The 23,933-nt window shown below is 63.8% G+C and carries 18 protein-coding genes and 6 tRNA genes; 4 read left to right on the top strand and 20 right to left on the bottom strand.

Annotated elements, in window-relative coordinates:
- From GJ700_RS09570 to GJ700_RS09535, 8 genes are all read right to left on the bottom strand, one after another.
- Positions 1–2,379, bottom strand: coding sequence for an efflux RND transporter permease subunit (locus GJ700_RS09570; protein WP_154373050.1), 2,379 nt, complete (start codon positions 2,377–2,379; stop codon positions 1–3).
- Positions 2,379–4,286, bottom strand: coding sequence for a DUF1302 domain-containing protein (locus GJ700_RS09565; RefSeq protein WP_229506899.1), 1,908 nt, complete (start codon positions 4,284–4,286; stop codon positions 2,379–2,381). The genes GJ700_RS09570 and GJ700_RS09565 overlap by 1 nt, the downstream gene beginning before the upstream one ends.
- Before the next feature lie 28 nt (positions 4,287–4,314).
- The gene (locus tag GJ700_RS09560; protein ID WP_371867895.1) at positions 4,315–5,691 is read right to left on the bottom strand and encodes a DUF1329 domain-containing protein; all 1,377 of its coding nucleotides are present in this window, start codon (positions 5,689–5,691) and stop codon (positions 4,315–4,317) included.
- 88 nt (positions 5,692–5,779) lie between these two features.
- Positions 5,780–6,193 (bottom strand): RidA family protein, encoded by a 414-nt coding sequence (locus GJ700_RS09555; RefSeq protein WP_154373048.1) that lies wholly within the window; start codon positions 6,191–6,193, stop codon positions 5,780–5,782.
- A 21-nt stretch (positions 6,194–6,214) separates the two neighbouring features.
- A complete protein-coding gene (locus GJ700_RS09550; RefSeq protein WP_154373046.1) occupies positions 6,215–6,883 on the bottom strand; it encodes a hypothetical protein in 669 nt (222 codons plus the stop codon).
- A 60-nt stretch (positions 6,884–6,943) separates the two neighbouring features.
- Positions 6,944–8,233 (bottom strand): acyl-CoA dehydrogenase family protein, encoded by a 1,290-nt coding sequence (locus GJ700_RS09545; protein WP_371867894.1) that lies wholly within the window; start codon positions 8,231–8,233, stop codon positions 6,944–6,946.
- A 183-nt stretch (positions 8,234–8,416) separates the two neighbouring features.
- Positions 8,417–9,094 (bottom strand): TetR/AcrR family transcriptional regulator, encoded by a 678-nt coding sequence (locus GJ700_RS09540; RefSeq protein ID WP_154373045.1) that lies wholly within the window; start codon positions 9,092–9,094, stop codon positions 8,417–8,419.
- A gap of 77 nt (positions 9,095–9,171) precedes the next feature.
- Positions 9,172–10,236 carry an AraC family transcriptional regulator gene (locus tag GJ700_RS09535; protein ID WP_154373043.1) on the bottom strand — a complete coding sequence of 355 codons (1,065 nt, stop codon included), beginning with the start codon at positions 10,234–10,236 and terminating at the stop codon, positions 9,172–9,174.
- Positions 10,237–10,404: 168 nt separating this feature from the next.
- Between GJ700_RS09535 and GJ700_RS09530 the strand changes: the two genes are divergently transcribed.
- The 4 genes from GJ700_RS09530 to GJ700_RS09515 all read left to right on the top strand — a co-directional run bounded on the left by GJ700_RS09530 (position 10,405) and on the right by GJ700_RS09515 (position 17,309).
- The gene (locus GJ700_RS09530; protein ID WP_154373041.1) at positions 10,405–11,571 is read left to right on the top strand and encodes an efflux RND transporter periplasmic adaptor subunit; all 1,167 of its coding nucleotides are present in this window, start codon (positions 10,405–10,407) and stop codon (positions 11,569–11,571) included.
- Entirely contained in the window at positions 11,568–14,642 is a 3,075-nt protein-coding gene (locus GJ700_RS09525) for an efflux RND transporter permease subunit (protein ID WP_154373039.1), read from the top strand. Before GJ700_RS09530 ends, GJ700_RS09525 begins: the two co-directional genes overlap by 4 nt.
- Before the next feature lie 2 nt (positions 14,643–14,644).
- Positions 14,645–16,102 (top strand): TolC family protein, encoded by a 1,458-nt coding sequence (locus GJ700_RS09520; RefSeq protein ID WP_154373037.1) that lies wholly within the window; start codon positions 14,645–14,647, stop codon positions 16,100–16,102.
- A 91-nt stretch (positions 16,103–16,193) separates the two neighbouring features.
- Complete coding sequence (locus GJ700_RS09515) at positions 16,194–17,309, top strand: GGDEF domain-containing protein (RefSeq protein ID WP_154373035.1); 1,116 nt, start codon at positions 16,194–16,196, stop codon at positions 17,307–17,309.
- A 334-nt stretch (positions 17,310–17,643) separates the two neighbouring features.
- Here GJ700_RS09515 and GJ700_RS09510 read toward each other — a convergent pair.
- The 12 genes from GJ700_RS09510 to era form a co-directional block, all read right to left on the bottom strand.
- Positions 17,644–17,717 (bottom strand) — tRNA-Cys (locus tag GJ700_RS09510).
- A 51-nt stretch (positions 17,718–17,768) separates the two neighbouring features.
- Positions 17,769–17,844: transfer RNA gene (locus tag GJ700_RS09505), tRNA-Gly, on the bottom strand.
- A 26-nt stretch (positions 17,845–17,870) separates the two neighbouring features.
- Positions 17,871–17,946, bottom strand: a tRNA-Gly gene (locus GJ700_RS09500).
- A 38-nt stretch (positions 17,947–17,984) separates the two neighbouring features.
- Positions 17,985–18,060: transfer RNA gene (locus GJ700_RS09495), tRNA-Gly, on the bottom strand.
- A 47-nt stretch (positions 18,061–18,107) separates the two neighbouring features.
- Positions 18,108–18,183: transfer RNA gene (locus GJ700_RS09490), tRNA-Gly, on the bottom strand.
- Positions 18,184–18,267: 84 nt separating this feature from the next.
- Positions 18,268–18,343, bottom strand: a tRNA-Gly gene (locus tag GJ700_RS09485).
- A 95-nt stretch (positions 18,344–18,438) separates the two neighbouring features.
- Positions 18,439–19,020 (bottom strand): CDP-diacylglycerol--glycerol-3-phosphate 3-phosphatidyltransferase, encoded by a 582-nt coding sequence (pgsA, locus tag GJ700_RS09480; protein ID WP_154373033.1) that lies wholly within the window; start codon positions 19,018–19,020, stop codon positions 18,439–18,441.
- Positions 19,021–19,123: 103 nt separating this feature from the next.
- Positions 19,124–20,998: an excinuclease ABC subunit UvrC gene (uvrC, locus tag GJ700_RS09475; RefSeq protein WP_154373031.1), complete on the bottom strand. Its 1,875-nt coding sequence runs from the start codon at positions 20,996–20,998 to the stop codon at positions 19,124–19,126.
- A 5-nt stretch (positions 20,999–21,003) separates the two neighbouring features.
- Entirely contained in the window at positions 21,004–21,399 is a 396-nt protein-coding gene (gene acpS, locus GJ700_RS09470) for a holo-ACP synthase (RefSeq protein ID WP_154373029.1), read from the bottom strand.
- On the bottom strand, positions 21,396–22,154 hold the full coding sequence (pdxJ, locus tag GJ700_RS09465; protein ID WP_154373026.1) for a pyridoxine 5'-phosphate synthase: 759 nt from the start codon (positions 22,152–22,154) through the stop codon (positions 21,396–21,398). The genes acpS and pdxJ overlap by 4 nt, the downstream gene beginning before the upstream one ends.
- Positions 22,155–22,158: 4 nt before the next feature.
- The gene (recO, locus tag GJ700_RS09460) at positions 22,159–22,986 is read right to left on the bottom strand and encodes a DNA repair protein RecO (RefSeq protein WP_371867893.1); all 828 of its coding nucleotides are present in this window, start codon (positions 22,984–22,986) and stop codon (positions 22,159–22,161) included.
- Positions 22,987–23,023: 37 nt separating this feature from the next.
- Positions 23,024–23,926 (bottom strand): GTPase Era, encoded by a 903-nt coding sequence (gene era, locus GJ700_RS09455; protein WP_154373022.1) that lies wholly within the window; start codon positions 23,924–23,926, stop codon positions 23,024–23,026.
- Between the last annotated feature and the right edge of the window lie 7 nt (positions 23,927–23,933).

Raw genomic sequence — 23,933 nt, 5'->3', positions numbered from 1 at the left:
TCAATGCTGCAAAATTGCCGGCATGTGCACGGGACCACGGCGCGGCACGCACCACTCCAGCACCGCGGCAAAGGCCGGTAGCAAAGTAATGGCCATGACCATGTTCACGAGGAACATAAAGGTCAGCAGCGCGCCCATATCGGCCTGGAATTTCAGGCTGGAGAAGGTCCACGTGGCCACGCCGACGGACAAGGTGATGGCCGTGAACACGGTGGCCAACCCGGTCTCGGACAGTGCGCGTTCCAGCGCGCGGGTGAATTCCAGTCCGCCCGCCAGGTTCACTTGCAGGCGGTTGTAGATGTAGAAGGCGTAGTCGACGCCGATGCCCACAGCCAGCACCATCACAGGCAAGGTCGCCACCGTCAGGCCGATTTCCAGTTCTTTCATGAACCAGTAACCGATCCACGTGGCCACCGTCAGCGGCAGGCAGCACGCGATCATGGCCCGCCAGTCGCGGTAGACCAGGAACACCAGCACCAGGATGGCCGCATACACGTATAGCATCATCGGCGTTTCCGACGCTTCCAGCACTTCATTGGTGGCGGCCTGCACGCCGGCGTTGCCGCTGGCCAGCCGCAATGCGACGCCGTCCAGGTGGTTGTCGTCGCGGTATGCCTTGACGGCCGACACCACGCTCTTGATGGTGGTGGCGCGGTGGTCCGGCAAGTACAGGTTGACGCCCTGCACCCGGCAATCGTTGGACGACAGGCCGGCAATGCGGTTGTTGACGCCCTGGAATTGCCCGCCCAGGCCACGCGCATCGCGCGTCACTGTGGCCAGCTTCGGGTTGCCCTCGTTCATGCCGGCGTTGTACAGCTTCAGCTGCCCGGCCAGCGAATCGGCCGACACCACGCCCGGCACGCCCTTCATATGCCACGCAAATTCATCGGTGAACAGCATCTGGTCCACACGCGAACAGACGTCTCCATCACGCTTCGGCGTTGCTTCGAATACCACCGTCAACCAGTCCAGGCCCACGTCGAAGCGCTCGACAATGCCGGCCGCGTCACGGTTGTAGCGCGACTCGGCGCGCAGTTCCGGCGCCCCCGCCTGCAGGCTGCCGACGTGGCGGCCCTGGCTCTGCCAGTACGCCACGCCGAACACGGCCGCGCCAATCACCGTAACCACCAGGGCGTTGCGCGGCCGCGCTATCCGCGCCAGTACGCCGAGCCACGCGCCATGCTTTTCGCGGCGCGCCAGCGCCTCGCGGGCAAATTCCGGCGTAAAGCGGAAGTAGGAAGCGGCCACCGGCAGCATCATCAGGTTCGTCAGGATCTTGTAGCCGACACCGATGGCTGCCGTGATGGCCAGTTCGCGGATCATCGGGATCGGAATCAGGATCAAGGTGATGAAACTCACCAGCGCCGTGATCAACGCCAGCGAACCGGGAATCAGCAGGCCCGTGAAGCTGCGCCGCGCCGCGACGCCCGAATCGGCGCCATTGGCGACTTCGCGCACGATGTAATTGATTTGCTGGATGCCGTGCGACACGCCGATGGCAAACACAAGGAATGGCACCAGGATGGCCAGCGGATCCAGGCCGAATCCCAGCAGGCGCAAGGTCCCGAACTGCCACACCAGCGACGTCAGCGAACAGGCCAGCGGCAGCACCGTCAGACGCACGGAGCGGCAATACCAGTACACGGCGGCGGCCGTCAGCAGGAAGGCCACCACGAAGAAGCGCGCCACTTCATCCGAACGGTCGGCAATGTCGCCGATCTGCTTGGCGAAGCCAATGATTTGCACTTCGACCTTGTCGTTTTCAAATGCGCGCCGGACTTTTTCTTCCAGCTGGCGGTTGAGGCGGATGTAGTCGAGCTTTTCGCCGGTGCGGGGATCGACGTCCGTCAAGCCGGCCGTGATCAGCGCGCTGGTATGGTCGCGCGCCACCAGGGTGCCGACGTGGCCGCCCGCCATGGTGCGCTGGCGCATTTTCGCGATGACGTCCGGCGTCAGTTTTTCGGGCACGATATCGCCGCCCGCCACCGGTTCGGCGCGGAAGCCGTCTTCCGTGATCTCCGTAAAGAACACGTTCGGCGTCCACAGCGACGTGACGCTGGTGCGGTCCACGCCCGGCAGGTACGTCACGGCCTCCGTCACTTTCAGCACCTGGCCCAGCGCCTGCGCGTCCCAGATTTCACCCTGGCGGGCATGCACGGCAATGGTCAGCCGGTTGGCGCCGAACAGCTGGTCACGGTACTGTTCAAACGTCTTGATGTATTCATGCCCTTGCGGCATTTGCTTCTCGAAGCCGGCTTCCAGGTGCAGCTTGGACGCCATCACGCCCATCACGGCGGTGAAGGCGGCCAGCGCCATCAGGAATTCCCGGCGGCGCCCGAATACGAGCGCTTCGAGGCGGGTTATCAGGTGCGAGATCATTAGAACGACGAAGCCAGGCTGACGGAGAAGAAATCGCGGTCGCGCATCAAGTTGCTTGCGCCGCCGCCCCAGTTTTTCGTGAAATCGAAGCGCAGCTTGGTTTCAGGCTTGGATTTAAAGTCGATCGTGGCGCCTAGCACGGCAGCACCGGCCCCTTTGACAAAGCCCGGCAGCGCCGTGGCGGAATAGCCGGACACGCCTTGCGAAATGGCCAGGTCCGGCGACAGCGACGCGCGGGTGCCGAAGATATTCGGATAGGTGACCGAAGCGGCCACCACCACGCCCCACGATGCCCTGGTCGGTTGCCGGTAATCGGCCGTTACCGCATACGGCGCCCCGGTGTTGAAGCGCAGTTTCGGGTAATACGCCACCGCGCTTTCCGCCGTGATCGTGCCTTCGCTGGCGCCCAGTGCGCGCAGCAGGCCGCCCAGCGCACCTGATTGCGACAGGATATGGATACCCGTTACGTGCCACTGATAGTGCTGCGTGTCGACCCAGCCCTGGCAATGCGTACCCACCGGCGCCACCGTGAAGTCCGACAGCGCGTTGCAGTAATAGCGGTTGGCCGGATCGATGACAGCGGAACGGTCGATCGCCACGCCATCCTTGGGGCGGAACGACAGTTCCGTGCCGATCGCCCATTCGCCGGCCTGGAAGTTGTACGACACGCCGAACAGGTCGCGGTGGCGTGCGTACTCGGCCACGGCTTGCCAGCCAAACGGATTGGTGACAGTGCCGGTCACTTGATAACTCACGAACGGCACCTTGTCGCTGTAGCGGAAATAGTACAGGCCCAGTTCATTGCCGGATTCCGGGAACTGGTAGCGCAGCGCCACGCCGCCCTGGCCGTCGTCCGGCTTGATGTCGCGGCCGCGGGGAATCACGGTACCGGCGCCAATCAGCGGTCCGGCCGGATTGGCCATCGGATCAGCCAGTTCGTTAAAGCCCAGGCGGCGGTTGTATGGCAGGCCGGTGGCGGGATTCGGGCCCGCAATGACTGTCGCCGTATTGCCGATGGTGCCGCTGGCAAACGGCGGCATGCCATACGGTGCCACGGCGGCATTCAGCAGGGTGGTCGGCAAATAAATGCCACGCCCGCCCTTGCCGAGGAAATTGGTGGTGGAAAAGAACGTGCCCGGCGCATCGAACGCAAAGCTGTTCCACTTCCACTGGTAATACGCTTCAATGCCCAGACCAGGCGCCAGCGACGTGCTGGCGGAAATCATCGGCGACGGGATGAACAAGGTTTTCAGCGGCGTGCCCGGCTGGTGCGCGGCCGGCGCATACAGGGGGTTGATGGAATTGATGCCGCCCGTGATGAACAGGTTTTCGCCCCAGCTCAATACCTGGTTGCCGACGCGCACGCGGCCATGCTGTCCGCCCGCTTCGAATTCCTTGGTCACGTAGGCATCGAGCCAGCGCGGATTGCTGACCGCGAAGTCCTTGGCCTCCGGATCCAGTGCCCCGCGCTTCGTGTGCGCCACCGCGAAGTCGTGGTTGGCCACGCCGCGCAGCAAGCCGCTCCAGCCATCGGTGGCCTTGACGTACAGATCCGCCGTGTATTGCAGGTTGCTGGAAACGACCTGGCCGCGCTGATAGTGCACGTCGCCCAGGTCCTGGTTCAGCCGCAGCGTGTCGATATTCATGGAAAACGCGGCCGGATTCATTTGCTGCAGCGGCGTGACGGCATCGCCCACGCAGCCGCCATTGTCGTTGCCCAGGTAGCGGCATTGGGCTTTCGATGCGCGCACCGCCACGCCCAGCGATACGGTGGAATCCAGGTTCACGGTCCAGCCATTATCGAGGCCCCACTGCGCGGCGCGAGCCGAGCCAACGTCCATGGCGGCCAACGCCACCAGCACTGCCGCGCCCATCCTGGTGCGGGCAAAACGCATTTGCTTGTTCATCCCCATCTCTCCCTGTGTTGTCGTGTGCTTATCGTGTGGTGGCGCGGCGCAAGCCATCCGGTTCGAAAACGGCTTCCTTCAGGCGGCCTTCGCGGGCGGCCAGCCAGTCCGGTTCCTTGCGGCCGGCCAGCACGCGGTCCAGCACCATGCGGCGCGTCACGTGGTCGTAGCTGGCGTTGGCGGCCCACACGCATGCCGGCACTTCCCACGCCATGTACGGGCCCATCTCGGCAGTGCGCCACACCTTGCCCTGCGCGTCATACATGTCGGCGACCAGGATCATCCACGTGTCTTCATCGATGTAGAGCGTGCGTTTCGGGAACATATGGCGCATGCCTTCCTTCAGCGTCGCCTCCACCACCCACACGCGGTGCAGTTCATAGCGGGAATGGTCGCGGCTGAAGAATTTGGCTTTGACCACGTCGTCCACCTTGTTGGCAGGGGAGTTCAGGCGGTACGTGTTGTAGGGCACGTACATTTCCTTCTTGCCGGCCAGCTTCCAGTCATAGCGGTCCAGCGGACCATTGAATTGCATGTACTGGTCCACCACCAGCAGGTTTTCCGTGTTCAACTGCGGCGAGTCATACTGGTACGTCGGCGCGCGGCGCACGCGGCGCTGGCTGGAGAAATACAGCCACACATCATTTGGCTTGCCCACGTTGTATTGCGCCAACGTCGCGTCGCCGGCGATCGATGGCGGGCCCGTGAAGACGTTGAGCAATTGGTATTCGATCCCCTTGGCGTCCGCGACGCCCTTGTTCGATGGCGACCACATCGGCGACATTTCCGATTCTTCCTGCACGATGGCTTCGCCGATACTGTCGCTGCCCTTCGGTGGTATGAACCCGGCGTGGGTGATGGTGAAGCCTTCGCCGCGCCAGTGCAGCTTGTGGTTCCATACGGCTTCCGCGCCGTTGTGCGGCACCGGGAATGGCACGGCGGCGCCCAGCGCTTCGGCAATGTCGTTGCCGTTGGCGCCCAGCCTGGCGCTGGCCGCATTCTTTTTCGTGCGCTCGTAGAAGAAGTCGGGGTAGCCGCACGAGCGGCGCGACTGGAACACATCCATGCGATAGCCGGGAATGGACTTGATCATTTCCAGCTGGCCCGGAGCCAGCTTGTCCTTGTAGCGGTCGACATTGGAAGCGTCGATGGCGAACAGGCGCTTGTCGTTCGCATACGGGTCGGGACGCGGCGCGCCCGTCTTCCAGCCGGCCGGCGCTTTCATGTCGCCGCCGGTCCATGCCGGAATCGTGCCGTCCTTGTTGCCGGCCCGTTCCGCTCCCACCGGGGTCAAGTCCTTGCCCAGCCGGGCCGCATCCTGCTCGGACGCGGCCAGCGCGGCAGTCACTGCGGCCGCGCCGCCCAGCGCCAGCGATACGCTGAAAAACATCGTCTTGAGGTTCACCTTGGTCTCCTTATCGATTCACTATCAATATTTAGGTCAAACAGCCAAACTTAGGACAAACGTACAAACTTTAGTTTAAAAAAATGGCTTAGAGCGCCCCGCTGCCTCTCACTGCCACGGCGCGGATTTCAACGCAAAGTCCAGGCAAGGCCAGTTCGCTCAAGCCCACGGCAGTCCACGATGGGTAGCGGTCCGGGAAGAATTCATCCTTGACCTTGGAAAAGGTCTGGATGTCCTGCTGCAGCGCCGTATGGAACGTCGTCAGTTCCACCACATCGGCCAGCGTGGCGCCGGCCGCCGCCAGGAGGCCTTGCACGGCGGAGAACGCAATGCGTGCCTGCGCTTCGATGCCGTCGGCGGGACGCATGTCGGCGTCCAGGCCGACCTGGCCGGACACCCAGATCAAATTGCCCACCCGGGTGGCGGGAGCGAAGTGGTAGGTGTCGTACATCGCCTGGGTGGCTGGCGGGATAATCGCTACGCGTTTGTCGGTCATGGTCATCTCTCTTGTTTGGATTAGGGGTCAGGCAAATTGCTGGCGTTCATAATCAGCCAGGGTTGGCTGTTCCGCCCGCTCCAGTGCGCAATAAGCGTAATAGGTCTGGGCGCACAGGTAAGCCCACGTCAGTTCGGCCAGCGTATAGAACATCATGTGTTCGTGGTCACCAGGGATCGGGAAGAAGTCGTAAATCACGGCAATGGCCTGCGCGGCCACCAGCGCGACCACGATGCCCAGCGCCTGACCGCCCTGCCCGGCGCTCAGCAATCTTTTGGCAAAGTAGCCGAAGTAAATGGAAAACGCGCTCCACGTGGCCACGTAGAAGTACGGTTTGACAGGCGCCACGGCATCGCACGCCACCAGCACGACGCCGCCCGCGGCGGCCAGCGCAAAAATCGCCAAGTCGGCCAGCACGGTCGGACGGAACGCATGCGTCACGGCCATCAATCCCGCCACTGCCACCAGTGGAATACCGAAGCCGCGCGAAAATGCGTCGCAGAAGTACGAAATACTGTACGCGCCCTTGATATCCAGCAGGAAGAACACTAGCGCATTCGTTGCCGAGAAGGTTACGATCAGCCACTCGAAGCCGAGCAGGTAATTGCGCTTCTTCAGGAACTTCACACCATAGGTGGCGGAAATCGCCACCAGGATGGTCGTTGCCAGACAAAGCATGTAGTACTGCAGTTCCATCACTATTCCCCACAGGTTAAGGTCAAATTGGACAGCCAGCGCGCGCATGGGCCTGGCCTGTTACTCGCGCGTCCAGCCGTTCTGATACAGCTGCGATGCAAGCACGCCGAGGCGCGCCGTGAGCACGTAGTTCTCGCCATCCTCGATCAGCGCGGAACGCACATCGCGGAACAGCTTTTCAATTGGGTATTCCAGGGTGGTGGCATTGGCACCCATCAGCTGGAAAGCTTCGTGGGTGATTTTCATGGCTTCTTCCGTCGTGCTGACCTTGGCCTGCGCCGTCGCGTATGGGTGGCTTTGCGGCGACATGCGGGCAAACGCCAGGCTGCGGCGGGCAATGGCGCGCGCCATTTCCAGGCGGCGCAGCATGTCGCCGATGCGCCAGTGCGTCATCTGGTGGTCGATCAGCAGTGCGCCGCCCTGTTTGCGCTCATGCGTGTATTCCAGCGCCAGCTCGAACGCGGCGCGCGCCGTGCCCACGAACACCTGGCACATGTGCGTCCCCGCGTAGGACCACATCGACGCCAGGTTGCCCAGGTAGTCATCCTTTTGCGCAATCGCGAAGCGCTTCGGCACCTTGACGTTGTCAAAGTAAATTTCGCCTTGCGGCAACGCGCGCTGGCCGATCTTGTCCAATGGCTTGCCGCGCGAAATGCCGGGCAAGTCGAGCGGGATAATCAGCGCAATGCCGTTGGTGAATTGGCTGCGCTCTCCGTCGCCATAAAAACCGTCGCCATAATCGGCCGCCATATAGGCCAGCGCCACCTGTGCCACGGAACCGTTCGACACCCACGCGGAACTCTGGCCATTGATGATGATTTCATCGGCGCCGACTTTCGCCGTGATGTTGCCGACCGGCTGCTTGCCGCCGGTCGCCAATTCCTGGCGGTACAAGATGGCGGCATCGGAACCGCGGTCCGGCTGCGTATTCATCCAGCAGCCGATCTTGCCGGTGCACAAGTCAATCAATTCCTGGTTGCCTGTCGCGTGCGCCATCATCAGCGGCGCGGTGGCGGCGCCCAGCGAAACGCCCAGGCCGGAATCGCCCCAACCGAACTCTTCGCCGATGATCGATTCGATGCGCACCGCCATTTCCGGCGGGAATTGCGCGATCAGTTGCGGATCCAGGCCCAGCTTGGCGCTTTCCATCATCGCGTACCAGTACGGCGAACCAGCGGCAATCACGTCTTCCGCCTTCATGCGGTCCAGCTCGCGGCCAACCGGGCGCAGCACGTCGCGGGCAAAGCGATGCACCGTGTGCTGGATCGCATTTTCTTCTTCGCTGAGCGGCGTTTCAAAGCCCGTCAGGCCTGCCAGCGGCAGCGCAGTGGATTTATACAGTCGTATCACTTTGGGTCTCCTATCAAAGTTGGCAACCGGATAGTGCGTCCCGGTTAAGCTGCGTCATTGTTAGGTCATAATACAAAACTTAGGTCACTAGTACAAACACTTTTTAGGACAAACGTACAAACATATGAGAAAAAAAACGACAGGCCGCGGCCTGTCGTTGTTGGGATGGAACGGTTGCCCGGTCTACGCTGCTTTGGGAGCGTCCAGCCGCAGCAGGCAATCGACCATCGTGAGGAATTTGGTTTCCAGGCCCCGCGTATATTCGCGCTTGCGGCGCCCTGCCCCCAGTTGCAGGCTCAGGCCATCGACCATGGCGATCATCAACGTGGCGCGGTGCAGGCTGTCGGCCTGTGTAATGTTCGGGTTCTGCGCCCGCACCAGCTTGGCCACGCCGCGCGTCAGCGCCTCGTACCAGTCATCCAGCAGCCGCGAACACTCGTCATCGATGGCGGCCAGCGAAATGAAATGCCACAGCAGTGCGGCGGTTTCCGTGCTGCGGGAATCCCGCAAGCCCCGCTCCAGCAGCGCGATGACGGTGTCGCGGGGCGCCGTGTCGCCTGCCAGCGCGCGCTCCAGGTCGCGCAGATACACTTCGATCACAGGTTCGATCACGGCCCGCAGCACGGCCAGGCGCGACGGGAAGTAATACTGCAGGTTGCTGATGCTGATGCCGGCGCGGGTGGCCACTTCGCGCAGCGAAAACTCCAGGCTGCCCCCTTCCAGCAACAGTTTGCGGGCGGCACGGATAATCGCCGTGCGGGTGCGCTGGCCCTGGGCGCGCGTGCTGCGCTCGGCGGCAGGCGCCATCGCTTCGCTTTTCGGGCGGCGTTTGCGGACAGGGGTTACGGTAACGTCGGTCATGGTGCTCCCGGTAAGTTGGGCGTGAATCAATGTTTGGTATGTATACCAAAAACTGGAGCGACCCGCAATGACCGCGCCTAGTGCTCAGCCTCAGGCAGCCTGTCACGGTAGTCGCTGGGCAGTACGCCCGACCAGCGCTTGAACGCGCGCCGGAACGAGCGCGCGTCCGCATATCCCATACGTTCGGCGATGGCCGCCACCGACAGTTGCGAATGGGCGAGCAGATCGCGCGCCGCTTCGAACCGCGTGGCGTCGCGCAAGGCCCGGTAACTGGCGCCCTGGCTGCTCAACTGCCGCCGCAGCGAGCGCGCGCTGACATTGACGGCTTGCGCGATGTGCACCTGGCTGGGCGCCTGTCCGGTGCGGAAGCGCATCTGGTTGGCAACCGATTCCTGCAAGTCGTCACGTCCTGGCGGCACGTGCAGCAGTGAATTCAACTGTTCCCGCACCATGCTGCACGTGATGCGGTCATACCCCGGCAAACGCACGTCCAGCCAGTGCGATTCCAGCACCATGCGGTTGACGTCCGCATTGAACCGGAGCGGGCAGCGGAAATACCGCCGGTACATTTCGTCATGGGCCGGCGCCGACCGAGTGAAGTCGATCCGCAACGGCCTCAGTTCCGCGCCCAGCAGGTAGCGGGAAATTGCCAGCGCCCCCGCCAGCGACTCGTCGGCCAGGAACCCTTCGATCTGCAAATCAAAGCGGCGCGGCCGGACTTCCAGCATCAGTTCATTGCCGCGCACTTCCACGAAGTTTTCCACCAGCGCGCCCGCTGCTTCCTGCTGCGCCACCACATATTGCGTCGCTTCGCCAAATGTTTCGCACGTCAGCATCGCCAGCCCGGCCACGCCCCATGACACGGGGGTTTGCCGCGCGCCGACGGCAACGCCAAAGGCCGGGTCTTGCAACAGCCGCTGCGCCCGCAAGATCAGTTCGCGTGTTTGCTGGTACGACAGCAGCACCTGGTGCCGCAGTAAATCCTGGTACGTAAAACCCATGCCGCGGCATAGCCGGGCCGGCGACAAGCCCCGGTCTTCGATCAAGCCCAGCAGCGCGCGCGCCATATTGGGGATGATATTGGCCACGGCGGCCGGCTTGTCCGCCACGTCGTCCTGCCGTCGGCGCTGGTTGGGAGACATGCAACACCTCGGAAAAAGTTGATAAGGACCGTCCCCGACACTGTACCGCAGGCGCATCCGTACCGGTCATTCCAGCCCCCCTTGGATAGCGCATTTGTCCTATTTTGTCCCCGTGCTTACCGCTATTGCCCTCCCCGTCCGACAGCCCCGCGCCTTACAGTGGCGGCCATGCTGACCGGCAATTCCGCGCCAGCCGCACTATCGACCACCACCCAGAAAGAATTCATCGTGCAAAAATGTCCCTCCCCGCGGCATCCGCTGCGTATCCTGATCCGCGCCGCCCTGGTGCCCGCCTTGCTTCCCCTGTTCAGCCTGACCGGCTGTTCCGAACCTGCGGCCACCGGCGTCCACGCCGAGCCGCCCCGCCCCGCCTACGTGGTGACCGTCACCCCGAAAGCCGGCGCCGAACTGGAGTTCGTCGGCGAAGTGCGCGCCGTACAGCGGGCCGAATTGTCTTTTGCCGTGGCCGGCCAGGTCGCCACGGTATTGGTGGAACCCGGCGACCATGTCCGCCCGGGCCAGGTGCTGGCGACACTGCATCCGCAGCAAGTGGCGGCGCAAACGGCCACGGCGCGCAGCGACCTGGCCCGCGCCGAAGCGCAACTGGCCGAAGTGCGCCAACGCCACGACCGTATCGTGGCGGCGCGCGCATCCGGCGCCGCCAGCGCCGCCGAGCTGCACGCGGTCCAGGCCGAACTGGGCAGTGCCGAAGCCACGCTGCGCAGCGCACACGCCCAGCGCGATGCGGCCGACTGGTCACTGGAACAGGCCAGGCTGCGTGCCCCCATGGATGGCACGGTCAGTGCGCGCCACGTCGAGCCGGGACAAGGCACGGGCCCGGGCGCGCCTGCCTTCACGCTGGATGGCGCCGGACGCGAATTGTCGGTGCTGGTGCCGGGCGACCAGCCAGCCAAGGCGGGACAGCCCGCGCTGCTGCGCAGCGGCGATGTCCGGCTCGATGGCAAGGTGCTGCGTGTCGCATCCAGGCTGGAAGCGGGCGGATTGCGGCGCGTGTTCCTGTCAGTGCCAGAGCGCGCCGACGTGGGCTCGGCCTGGCGTGTCAGCCTGACGGCCAACCTGCCCAGTGCCGCCTTGCAGATTCCACTGCGCGCCGTGCAGCAATCGCAACAGGACCGTGGCCACGTGCTGCGCGTGGGCGCCGACGGCCACACGGTGGAACAGGTGACGGTCCGACTGGGCGCCCTGCATGGCGACTCGGTGGAAATCGAGGACGGCCTGCGCCAGGGTGACCGCGTGATCGTGGCGGGCGCCCTGTCGATCCAGCCGGGCAGCAAGGTCGCGCCATTTGCCCTGCCGCGCGGAGGCCAGCAATGAACCTGGCCGCCGCAGCGCTGGCAAGGCCGCGCTTTACCTTCCTCGCCGTGCTTGCCCTGGTGCTGGCCGGCCTGTGGCTGGCGCTGGACTTCCCCTCCACGGAAGAACCATCGATCACCATCCGCACCGCGACCGTGCTGAACCTGGTACCCGGCGCCAGCGCCGACCGGGTCGAACAACTGGTGGCGCGCCCCGTCGAAGAAAGCATCCTCGGCCTGCCCGAAGTCAAACGCGTAAAAACCACGGTACGGCCAGGCTTTGCCTTCAGCTACGTGGAATTGCACCCGTCCGTACCGGCCGACAAGCTTGGCAACGTCTGGCAGCGCCTGCGCAACCGCATGAATGACGTGCGCCCCAATTTGCCGGAAGGGACCGTCGGTCCGCTGGTCGACGATGAATTCGGCCGCGTGGCCGTGATGACGGTCGGCCTGACCGGCAAAGGCTACAGCGCGGGCGAGTTGCGCGAACAGGCGCGCCGCATGCGCGACGCGCTGCTGCAAGTGGCCGGCGTCGAAAAAGTATCGCTGCACGGGGTGCGCGATGAGCAGGTGCAGATCATCCTCGATGTGCCGGCGCTGGCCGCCAAGGGCGTGAGTCCCGCCACCGTGATGGAAGCGGTCGCCAAGCGCAATGTGATCACGCCGGCCGGCTTTGTCGAAGTCGGTGGCGCGGAACTGGCACTCAATGTCAGCGGCAACGTCGCCAGCCCGGACCAACTGCGCTCCACGCCGGTCGCGCTGCCAAAAGGCGGCACCGTGCTGCTGGGCCACTTGGCGCGCATTGAGCGCCTGGCGCAAGACCCGCCGATGAGCGGCGCGTTCGTCAACGGCACGCCTGCCGTCGTGATTGCCGTCTCGATGGATCCGGGCCAGAACGTGGTCAGCTTTGCCGCGCAGCTGCGCGGCAAAATGCAAGAGCTGCAGGCATCGCTGCCGGCCGGCATGCAAGTGTTGCCGATCACGGACCAGGCCCATATTGTCACGAAACAGCTGAAACAGGTGGGGCAAGTGTTCCTGGAAACCACCACGATCGTGATGAGCGTCGTGGTGCTGTTCCTGGGCCTGCGGACGGGGTTGATCGTCGGCGCGATTGTCCCGGCCACCGTGCTGGGGACGCTGGCCATCATGAAATTGCTGGGTATCGAGCTACACATCATTTCCATCGGCGCCATCATCATTGCGCTGGGCTTATTTGTCGACAACGCCATCGTCGTGGCGGAAGACATGGAACGACGCCTGGCGCTGGGCGAAGACCGCGCGCAGGCAGCCGCCGAAGCCGGCCGCACCATGTTCGTGCCGCTGCTGGTGTCGTCACTGGCCATCATCCTCACGTTCATGCCGCTGGTGCTGTCCACCACGGAAACCGGCGAATACCTGCGCAGCATGGGGATCGTGATGGCGATTGCGCTGCTGCTGTCGCTGCTGCTGGCTGTGACTTTCACGCCGCTGCTGTGCCAGCGCTTCATGCGCCAACACCACCGCCATTACATGGATCACACGGAATCGGGCCGCGTGGCGCGCGCAGTGGAGTCGCTGACGGCATGGTACCGGGGCGCGGTGCGCCGGATACTACGGCACAGGGCCGCGTATATCGGCGCCATGCTGGTCTTGCTGGCCGGTGCAAGTGCACTGTTTACCACCGTGCCGTCCGAGCTGATGCCCGCCTCCGAACGGCGCCAGCTGCAAATGGTGATCGAACTGGCGCCCGATGCCAGCACCGGCCGCACGCTGTCCCAATCCGGCGACATCAGCGCCGCGCTGGCCGACCATCAAGCCTTCCCCGAACTGGCCAGCCATGCGATTTACCTGGTCGACGGCGGTCCCCGCTTTATCCTGGGCCTGACACCGCCAACACCGGCGGCCCATATCGCCTACGCCGTGCTGGAGCTGGCGCCAGGGGTCACGCATGAAAAGGCGATCATGGCATTGCGCGGCAAGCTGGCCGCACGGTTCCCCGACATCCGCTTCGAGCCCAAGCGCTTTTCCATGGGGTCGTCGGATGCGGGCCAGGCCATCTTCCGCCTGTCCGGCAGCGATGGCGCCAGCCTTGCCGCTGCGGCGGACAGCCTGCAAGCGGCGCTGCAGGCGGTGCCGGGCATGCAAAACATCAGCAGCGATGGCGAACGCCTGATCCCGCAGCTGAACGTGGAAGTCGACCAGGTCAAGGCCCATGCGGCCGGCGTCAGCACCAGCGATATCGCGAAGAACCTCGACATGATGCTGGCCGGTGCCATGATCAGCCAGTACCGCGAGGGCGATACCATCCTGCCCGTGATGCTGCGCGGCGCTCCGTCGCTGCGCGCCGGCATCGAACAATTGCGCACGCTGCCGATCCAGCGCGCCGACAACAGCGGCAGCGTGCCGCTGGGCCAGGTGGCCACCATCGCCATGGCGGCGCAGCCGTCCGTAATCAAGCGCCACAACCAGGAACGCACGGTCAGCGTGATGGCCAAGCACCCGGACATGACGGCGCTGGCGATTGCCGAAGCGGTGCGGCCTGCGCTGGATGCGCTCCGTGCCGGCGGTAAAGTGGACGTCAGCCTGGGCGGCGAAATGGAAGAAAACGCCAGCGCCAATGACGCTGTCGTGAAATTACTGCCGGGCTGCGTGCTGGCCATGTTCCTGCTTTTCGTGTGGCAGTTCGAGAGCGTGCGCAAAAGCCTGATCATTTTGGCCAGCATTCCGTTCGTCGCCATCGGCGCGGCCCTGGCGCTGAAACTGTCCGGCACGACGTTGACGTTCATTGGCACGCTGGGCCTGCTGGCACTGGCCGGCATCATCGTCAACAACGCCGTGCTGATGCTGGACGCGATCGAAGAAGGCCGCCGCGCGGGCTTGCCGCCGTTCCAGGCCGTGGAAGATGCGGCGGCCAAGCGCCTGCGCCCGATTGCCATGACCAACATGGTGTGCATCGTCGGCCTGGTGCCGCTCTGCCTGTTTGGCGGCGCGGTCTGGAACAGCCTGTCCGTGGTCATGATCGGCGGCCTGGTGCTGGGCCCCCTGATCACGCTGGGCTTGATCCCCGCGCTGTACGCAAGCTTTTACAACTTTGGCAAACCGGAAGGGAATTAACCATGCAACGCTCTCCTCTCTCGCCGCTGGCCCGCGCCGCGCTGGCCACCATGCTGGTCTTGGCCGCCGGCTGCGCGTCGGTGGTCGCGCCATCCAGTAACGTGCCGGACGCCATGTACCGCTACCCGGCCACGGCCGCCGCCAGCCACGCGGCGCGCGATGCCGGCGTGACGGCCGGCGCGCCCATGGTGAACTGGTGGCAATCGCTGCACGATCCCATGCTCGATGAGCTGGTGACGCAAGCCATGCGGCACAATCACGGCTTGCAGGCCGCGCTGGCCGCCGTACGCGCCGCGCGCGGCATGGCCGATGCCGCCGCCCGTGACGGAATGCCGCGCGGCGCGCTGACGGCCGAAGCCCAGCGCAGCCGCGCTGCGCTGGCGGAAACCGATCCCTACCGCCAGGGCGCGCCGCGCCCGCCGGCCGGCAATGCCGCCACGCTGGGCCAGACCCTGACGTGGGAAGCCGATCTGTTTGGCCGGATCGGCACGGCGGCCGCCGTGGCCGGCCGGCACGCCGATATGGCGGCGGCCGATGCACACGGTGCGGCCGTGCTGCTGCAGGGCGAAGTGGTGCGCGTCTATACGCTATGGCGCCACGCGCAGCAGGATTTGCAGCTGCTGGAACAGGCCAGCGCGCTGCACGCACGCCGCGCCGCCATGCTGCAGGTGCGCGCCGACAGCGGCCTGGCTGACCGGCGCGCAGCGCTGGCCGCGCGCCACGAGACGACTGTCGCCGAGGCCGGACTGGTGCAATTGCGGGCCCAGGTCGCGCTGCATGAAGGGGCGCTGAGTGTGCTGGCCGGCCAGGTCCCTGCCATGGCGCCAGTGGGCGATCCCGCGCCAGCCGGCGCCCTGCCGGCGGTACCCGACGATGCGGCGCTGCGCTACCCCGACGACTTGCTGGCGCGGCGGCCCGACGTCGCCAAAGCCGACGCCCGGTTGCGGGCCGCCATGGGTTCCTCTGTACTGGCCGAGCGTGCGCACCTGCCACGCCTGAGCCTGAACCTGTCGGCCGCCCTGCTGGCGCCGTTCGGGCAGCTGGGCAGCGCCGGGGCGGTACGCTATGGCGTGGGTCCCGCCCTGAGCTGGGAATGGCTGGATGCGGGCCGCAACGCTGCGCTGGCGGCAGCGGCTGGCCACGAACAGCGAGCCGCGTGGCATCAGTTTGAACAGACGGTGCTTTCCGCCATCGACGAAGGCGAAGCATCGCTGCGGCTATGGTCGGCCAGCCGGCAGGCGTTGTCCAAGGCGCAGGCGGGCGAGGACGCCGCGCAGCAGTTGATGCGCCACAGCCAGCAACGGGCCGATGCGGGCCTGGAACCCTTTTCGCAGGCACTCGAACATACCATCGCATGGCACAACGCGCGGCGCGCCACGCTGGCGGCCCGCGCCGAGGCGCTGCACGCGTTTGCGCGCGTGCAGCTGGCACTGGGCGCGTGGCAGCCAGGTAACGGTTAAACCGCCAGCGGCCGTGCGGGCGCGCCCGCTGGCGGCAGATATCTGGCGGAAATGCGGTAAGCTCCCATTGAATGGTCAATTGGGAGGTCCGATGATGGCTGCCGGTGACATCCTCACGCTGAATCTGGACGGCGCGTACCTGCAGCGCAAATTCCAGGCGTACCGCCACCAGACGTCGTTGGTACTGATCCTGGCTGCCATGATGGGCGCCGCCCAATGGTTCATCGACCGCGAACTGGATCCGGCGGCGGCGCGCGGACTGCTCTGGGCCCGCCTGGCGTACCTGTGGATGCTGTTGCCGGCATGGGCGATATTGCGCGTCGGCTCCCATGTGACCGGGGCACTGCTGGCGCTGGCATCATTGACGCTGGCGCAATTGCACGATATCGCCATCCTGCGCCAGCTGGAGGGCGGTATCGCCACCACCGTCATGAGCTTTGTCTTTTACCCAATGTTGCTCGTGCTGCTGTGCCTCGGCTACTCGCTGTTCGTCAATTGGGCCGGGCTGGCCCTGCTGTCGGCCAATCCGCTGATGCTGGCATCGGCCGGCTGGCTTGCCCCATTCCCTTACCAGCTGTATAGCATGGCCATCTGGCCCACGGCGATCTTCATGCTGTTGATCTGTGCCGCCTTTTCGCTGGGCTACCACCAGCGCTACATGCTGGAAATGGCGCTGGAACAGGCGTCGAATATGGACCCGCTGACGGGCGTGGCCAACCGCCGCCATTTCCAGCAGCGGCTGCAGCAGGAAGCGTCGCGGTTCGTGCGCCTGTCGCAAACGTGTGCGCTGTTGATGATCGATATCGATCATTTCAAGCGCATCAACGATACCCATGGTCATCCGACTGGCGACCGGACCATCCAGGCGCTGGCCGGTATCTGCGCCAGCAGTTCGCGCGACGTCGACCTGGTGGCGCGCCTGGGCGGCGAGGAATTTGCCGTGCTGGTCCCGGGGACGGACCTGGACGGCGCCCGTGCGCTGGCGGAACGCATCCGCAGCCAGGTGCAAGAGCTGACCCTGCACAGCGACGCCGGCCTGGCGTTCCAGTGGACCGTCAGCATCGGCATCGCCAGCCTGGCGCGGCAGCCCGCCGGCAACCTGGATGCCGCCGCGCTGGGCGAACAATTGATGGCGCATGCAGACCAGGCGCTCTATGCGGCCAAAAACGCGGGCCGCAACCGCGTGCTCGAGTTCATCCAGCGTTAGCGCCGATCTGGACGCTGTCCGCTTTATTCGTGAGGCTTCTACACAAACTCGGCGATGCCAGGACTACTCATCCGCAGCGGCAGCGATGCAAACGGCCAGTCGTGCTTCTACTGAGCGCACTGGAAATCACTATCCTGGTATTTGACGCACCAGGCATCTGAGACGGCCTGATTAGCCGTCTGCATTATCGACAAAGGCAGAAGTTATCGCATTGAAGCGGCAGATGAAAGGAAATAGTGGAGAAAGTGCGGTTGCGAGCCATACAAGCCAAATCGCCGGAAAAGAAAAAAGCCCGCATCACGGCGGGCTAACTTCTTGATTCTCTTAGAGATTCTGGAGGCGAGGACGGGAGTCGAACCCGTCTAGACGGCTTTGCAGGCCGCTGCATAACCGCTTTGCTACCTCGCCAGGGAGACTTGACTGAAACGGCAGCCGGTTATTGTCTGCCGTTCGGAATTCTGGAGCGGGAGAAGAGTCTCGAACTCTCGACCTCAACCTTGGCAAGGTTGCGCTCTACCAACTGAGCTACTCCCGCATGGAGTGTGATGTGCTGTAAAAACCTGGAGCGGGAGAAGAGTCTCGAACTCTCGACCTCAACCTTGGCAAGGTTGCGCTCTACCAACTGAGCTACTCCCGCATGGAGTTTGTTGCACCATCATGTACTGCAGTAAAACCTGGAGCGGGAGAAGAGTCTCGAACTCTCGACCTCAACCTTGGCAAGGTTGCGCTCTACCAACTGAGCTACTCCCGCATGGAGTCTTACGTTTACATCTACCGCTTGCTGCTGCTCCAGTGAACTGGAGCGGGAGAAGAGTCTCGAACTCTCGACCTCAACCTTGGCAAGGTTGCGCTCTACCAACTGAGCTACTCCCGCATCGGAGCCCTGCATTATCGCAGAAACATTCTTGTTTGACCAGAGCTTGTTTCTACAACATTATTTCCAACTTCACGCTGCTTTTGGAGCGGGAGAAGAGTCTCGAACTCTCGACCTCAACCTTGGCAAGGTTGCGCTCTACCAACTGAGCTACTCCCGCTTCGTTCTTGCTGCGCGTTGTCATCAACAACAGGCAGGCATTATAGAGGCTGGAAAAAACCTGTCAAGGTCGGGTAAACGATTTATTTCAATTTCTCAAAGATTGCCACTTTTCTCTTTGATCAGCGGCCACGCTTTTTGCAGGTAGTAGAACATCGACCATACCGTCAGCACGCTGGCGATCCACAGCAGTTTGTCGCCCCAGAACTGGGTGTCGACGGCGCCGAACAGGATGTCGTGGTACAGCAACAGCGGGATGGCCGTCATTTGCGCGGCGGTCTTGATCTTGCCGATCGAGTTCACCGCCACGGATTTCGAGGCGCCGATTTGCGCCATCCATTCGCGCAGGGCGGAGATCGTGATTTCACGGCCAATGATGATGAAGGCCAGGATCGCGTTACAGCGGTCCAGCTGCGTCAGCACCAGTAAGGCGCCCGCGACCATCAATTTGTCGGCCACCGGGTCGAGGAAGGCGCCGAAGGCCGAGGTCTGGTTCCAGCGGCGGGCCAGGAAGCCGTCGAACCAGTCGGTGACGGCGGCCACGATGAACACCAGGGTCGCCGCCAGGTTGCGGTCCGCCAGCGGCAGCCATGACTGCGGCAGGAAATAGACGCCGACTACCAGGGGAATCAACGCAACGCGCAACCAGGTCAACAGGATCGGGATATTGAAAGGCATAAGACTGCGGTAGAAACTTAATAATTGTTATAGACGCGCCGCTAGTCTACCTTGCAACATGATTTAGCACCAGAAACAAACGTGCGCAGCATGGCAGACCCGGTCAATGCAATTGCCGGTAAATCTCCTCGGCCAGCGCATGTGAAATCCCTTCCACGGATTTCAAATCCTCCACGCTGGCATTCATCACGCCGCGCAAGCCGCCAAAGCGCGACAGCAGCTTCTGGCGCCGCTTGGCGCCGATGCCTTCGATCTCTTCCAGGCGCGACGTCTGGCGCGTCTTGGCGCGCTTGGCGCGCATGCCGGTGATGGCAAAGCGGTGCGCCTCGTCGCGGATCTGCGCCACCAGCATCAGCGCGGCCGATTCCTTGCCCAGTTCCTGCGGCGCGCGGCCATCGGCAAAGATCAGGGTCTCCAGGCCCACGCGCCGGCCCTCCCCTTTGGCCACGCCGACAATCAGGCCGATGTCCAGGCCCAGCTCGGAAAACACTTGTCTCGCCATTTCCACCTGGCCCTTGCCGCCGTCCACCAGCACCACGTCCGGCATCACGCCGTCCGCCGCCGCCACCTTTTCATAACGGCGCGTCAGCACCTGGCGCATGGCGGCGTAATCGTCGCCCGGCGTGATGTCGTTGATGTTGTAGCGGCGGTATTCGCCGTTCTGCATCTGGTGGTGATGGAACACGACGCACGACGCCTGCGTCGCTTCGCCCTGGGTATGGGAAATGTCGAAGCATTCGATGCGCAGGGTTTCCAGGTCTTCCGCTTCCAGGTGCAACACTTCGGCCAGTGCGCGCGTGCGCGATTGCTGCGAGCCCTGTTCCGACAGCAGGCGCGCCAGCGCGATTTCGCCGCCCTTTTGCGCCAGCTCCAGCCACTGGCGACGCTGGCCCTGCGGCTGGAAGATCAGGTTGATCCGGTGGCCGCACTGTTCCTGCAACGCCAGCATCAATTCCGGCTGGTCGTATTCGATGTTCAGGATCAGCGTGCTGGGGATGAATTTTTCCGTGTAATGCTGGACCAGGAAGGCGGACAGCACTTCCACTTCCGGCGCCGCTTCCGCCACGGCGGCGGCATCGCCCAGGTGCGTGGGGAAGTACGCCCGGTCGCCCAGGTGGCGTCCGCCCCGCACCATGGCCAGGTTCACGCAGGCGCGGCCGCCCTGCACGATGACGGCAATGATGTCGATGTCGGCATCGCCCGTGGTTTCCATGCTTTGCTGGTGCAGCACTTTCGACAGCGACTGGATCTGGTTACGCACCGAGGCCGCCTGCTCGAACTTCAGTTCGGACGCAAAGCCCAGCATTTTCTTTTCCAGGTCTTCCATCACCTCGGTCTGGCGGCCGCGCAGGAAACGCGCCGCATTGTCGACGTCGGCCCTGTAATCTTCCTTCGTGATGGCGTCCACGCAGGGCGCGCTGCAACGGCCGATCTGATGCAGCAGGCAGGGACGCGTGCGGTTCGCATACACGCTGTCTTCGCAGGTGCGGATCTGGAACACCTTTTGCAGGATCTGCATGGATTCCTTGACCGCCCACGCGCTGGGGAACGGTCCAAAATACTGGTTCTTCTTGTCGACGGCGCCCCGGTAATACACCATGCGCGGCGCATCGCCGCCGGTGATTTTCAGGTACGGATACGATTTGTCGTCGCGGAACAGGATGTTGAAGCGCGGCTGCAGCGCCTTGATCAAATTGTTCTCGAGGATCAGCGCTTCCGCTTCGCTGCGCGTGACGGTGGTTTCCAGGCGCGCGATGCGCTCCACCATCATGGCGATGCGGGGACTCGACAGCGTCTTCTGGAAGTAGCTCGACACGCGCTTTTTCAGGTCGCGCGCCTTGCCGACGTACAGCACGTTGTCGGCCGCATCGAAATAGCGGTACACGCCCGGCAGGTTGGGCAGCTTGGCGACCGTGGCCAGCACCACGTCGCGCGCGTCCTGCTCCGGCAGTTCTGATTTTTGAACTTCGTCGTTCATACTGTTTATACGGTTTGTTGCTCGACGATGACGAAGGCCACCGCGTATTCCGCTTCATCGCTGACCGTCACCTGCGCCGACAGGCGATGCTGCCGCATGTGCTCCGCCAGCGCGCCGCTGCAAACGAATGCCGGCTTGCCGGCCGCGTTATTCAGTACCTGCGCGGTGGCCAAGGTCATCGGCGGCACCACGCCGGTACCGAGCGCCTTGCCCAGCGCTTCCTTGGCCGCCCAGCGCGTGGCCAGGTAGCGCGTGGCGCGCTCGGGACTGCGCTCGCCGCGCAGCCGGTATTGTTCCAGCTCGTCCGGCCCCAGCACCTTTTCCACGAAGCGCTTGCTGCGCCCGGCCGAATCGGCGATGCGCGCGATCCGGCAGATATCGGTGCCGATGCCGACGATCATTTTGCGCCCAGGCGGGTGGCCGTCATGATGGCCTTCATTTCACGCACGGCGTTTTCCCAGCCGACGAACACCGCATGCGCAACGATGGCGTGGCCGATGTTCAGTTCCACGATGCCGGGGATGGCGGCGATCGCCTGCACGTTGGTGTAATGCAGGCCATGCCCGGCGTTGACTTTCAACCCTTTTTGCAGGCCCCACGCCACGCCGGCCTTGACGCGTTCCAGTTCGGCCAGTTGCGCGGCGCCTTCCGCGTCCGCATAGGCCCCGGTGTGCAATTCGATCACCGGTGCGCCCGCTTCCGCCGCGGCGGCAATCTGCTGCTCGTCCGCATCGATGAACAGGCTGACGCGGATGCCTTCGGCCTGCAGCTGCTTGACGGCGGCCTGCACGTCGGCGAAATGGCCCACCACATCGAGGCCGCCTTCGGTCGTGACTTCGGTGCGTTTTTCCGGCACCAGGCACACGTCGGCCGGCTTGATCTTGCACGCGAAGTCCAGCATTTCAGCGGTGACGGCCGCTTCCAGGTTCATGCGCGTGACCAGTTGCGGCGCCAGCGCGATCACGTCGGCATCCTTGATGTGGCGGCGGTCTTCGCGCAGGTGCAGCGTGATGCAGTCGGCGCCGGCCTGCTCGGCCAGCAGCGCCGCGCGGATCGGGTCGGGATAGACGGTGCCGCGCGCGTTGCGCAGGGTGGCCACGTGGTCGATATTGACGCCCAGGTCGATCACCGGGCCGGATGGGTAGAGGAAGCTCATGGTTTTACAATTGTGAGAGGTCGATGAGGATCTGGCGCGTGTTCAGGGGCGCGCCGCCCAGGTGATGCGCCAGCAGGAAACGCATCAATTGTTTGCTTTGCGCCTGCGTCGCGGTGTCTTGGTAATCTTCGCGCTCCATGTCGAGCAGGGTCTTGCCATTCACGCGCGGCCACGTATCGGCGGCCTGCTCGGGGCGGGGACCGCGCTCCGGGTCCACCACGTACACCTGCCCCGCCTTCACCTTCTGGCGCGTGCCGGTGCAGTGCGTCAGGTCGGCGGCCACGCCGGTTTCCTTCAGCAGCGCGCGCTCGAACTTGCGCAGCACGATGGGAGCGGGTTCCTGGTGCGCCAGCTGGTTCAGGGTCGACACGTAGTGGTTGAACAGGGCCGGGTGCGCATCGTCGCGCGCCAGCAGTTTGACCAGCAATTCGTTCAGGTAAAAGCCGCACAGCAGCGCTGTCTTTTCCAGCGGCAGCATGCCGCCCACCCATTCCGCATCGGTCAGGGTGCGCAACTCGTTCTTGCCGGTCCAGCTGGCCGATAACGGTTGAAACGTTTGCAGCACGCCCCGCAATTGCGAATGGGGGCGCTTGGCGCCTTTCGCGATCAGCGCCACGCGGCCATAGTCGCGCGTCAGCATGTCGACGATCAGGCTGGTTTCCTTGTACGGATAGCTGTGCAGCACGAACGCGGGCTGGCCCGTGACGCGGGTGCCGATGGTGCGTTCGCGCGACGGCGTACGGGCGCGCTTTTGCGCGGGTGCGGCAACGGCGGGCGCAGAAACAGGCGAGCCTGCAATATCCTCCCGGGGTTCTGGCCCCAGGGTGGACACGGCAGGCTCGACAGTGACAGGCATCGTGGTGATGGGATTACTCGTAGCCGTATGCGCGCAGGCCCGCTTCGTTGTCGGCCCAGCCGGATTTCACTTTGACCCAGATTTCCAGGTAGACGGGACCGCCGAACAGTTTTTCCATGTCCTGGCGGGCCTGGGTCGACACGTCTTTCAGGCGTGCGCCCTTGTTGCCGATCACCATGGATTTATGCGTATCGCGTTCCACCAGGATGGCGGCAAAGATGCGGCGCAAATTGCCTTCCTGTTCGAACTTCTCGATGATGACCGTGCTCTTGTACGGCAGTTCGTCGCCCACGAAGCGGAACAGTTTTTCACGCACGATTTCCGACGCGAGGAATTTTTCGCTGCGGTCGGTGATATCGTCCGCATCGAAGATCGGCGCGTTTTCCGGCAGCAGGCGCTTGATCTCGTCCTGCAGCCCGTCGAGCTGGAAGCGCAGCTTGGCCGAAACCGGCACCACGGCGGCGAAATCATGCTTGGCCGCCACTTCCTGCGCGAATGGCAGCAGCACGGCCTTGTCCTTGGTGCGGTCGGATTTATTAATCACGAGGATCACCGGCACCTGTTTCGGCAGCAGATCCAGTACTTGCTGGTCGGCCGGACCGAAGTTGCCCGCTTCGATCACGTACAGGATCACGTCCGATGAATCGAGCGTATTGGTGACCGTCTTGTTCAGCGTCTTGTTCAGCGCATTCGCATGACGGGTCTGGAAACCCGGCGTGTCGACGTAAATGAATTGCGCATCGTCGACCGTCTGGATGCCCGTGATGCGGTGGCGCGTGGTTTGCGCCTTGCGCGACGTGATGCTGACCTTGGCGCCGATCAGCATGTTCATCAGCGTGGACTTGCCCACGTTGGGACGGCCGACAATGGCGATATAGCCGCAACGGAAGCCGGCGGGAGTGGTTGGGGTGTTCATGTTGACC

The sequence above is a fragment of the Pseudoduganella rivuli genome (assembly GCF_009674485.1).
Lineage (GTDB): Bacteria > Pseudomonadota > Gammaproteobacteria > Burkholderiales > Burkholderiaceae_D > Rugamonas > Rugamonas rivuli_B.
This window is presented reverse-complemented; position numbering and strand designations above follow the sequence as displayed.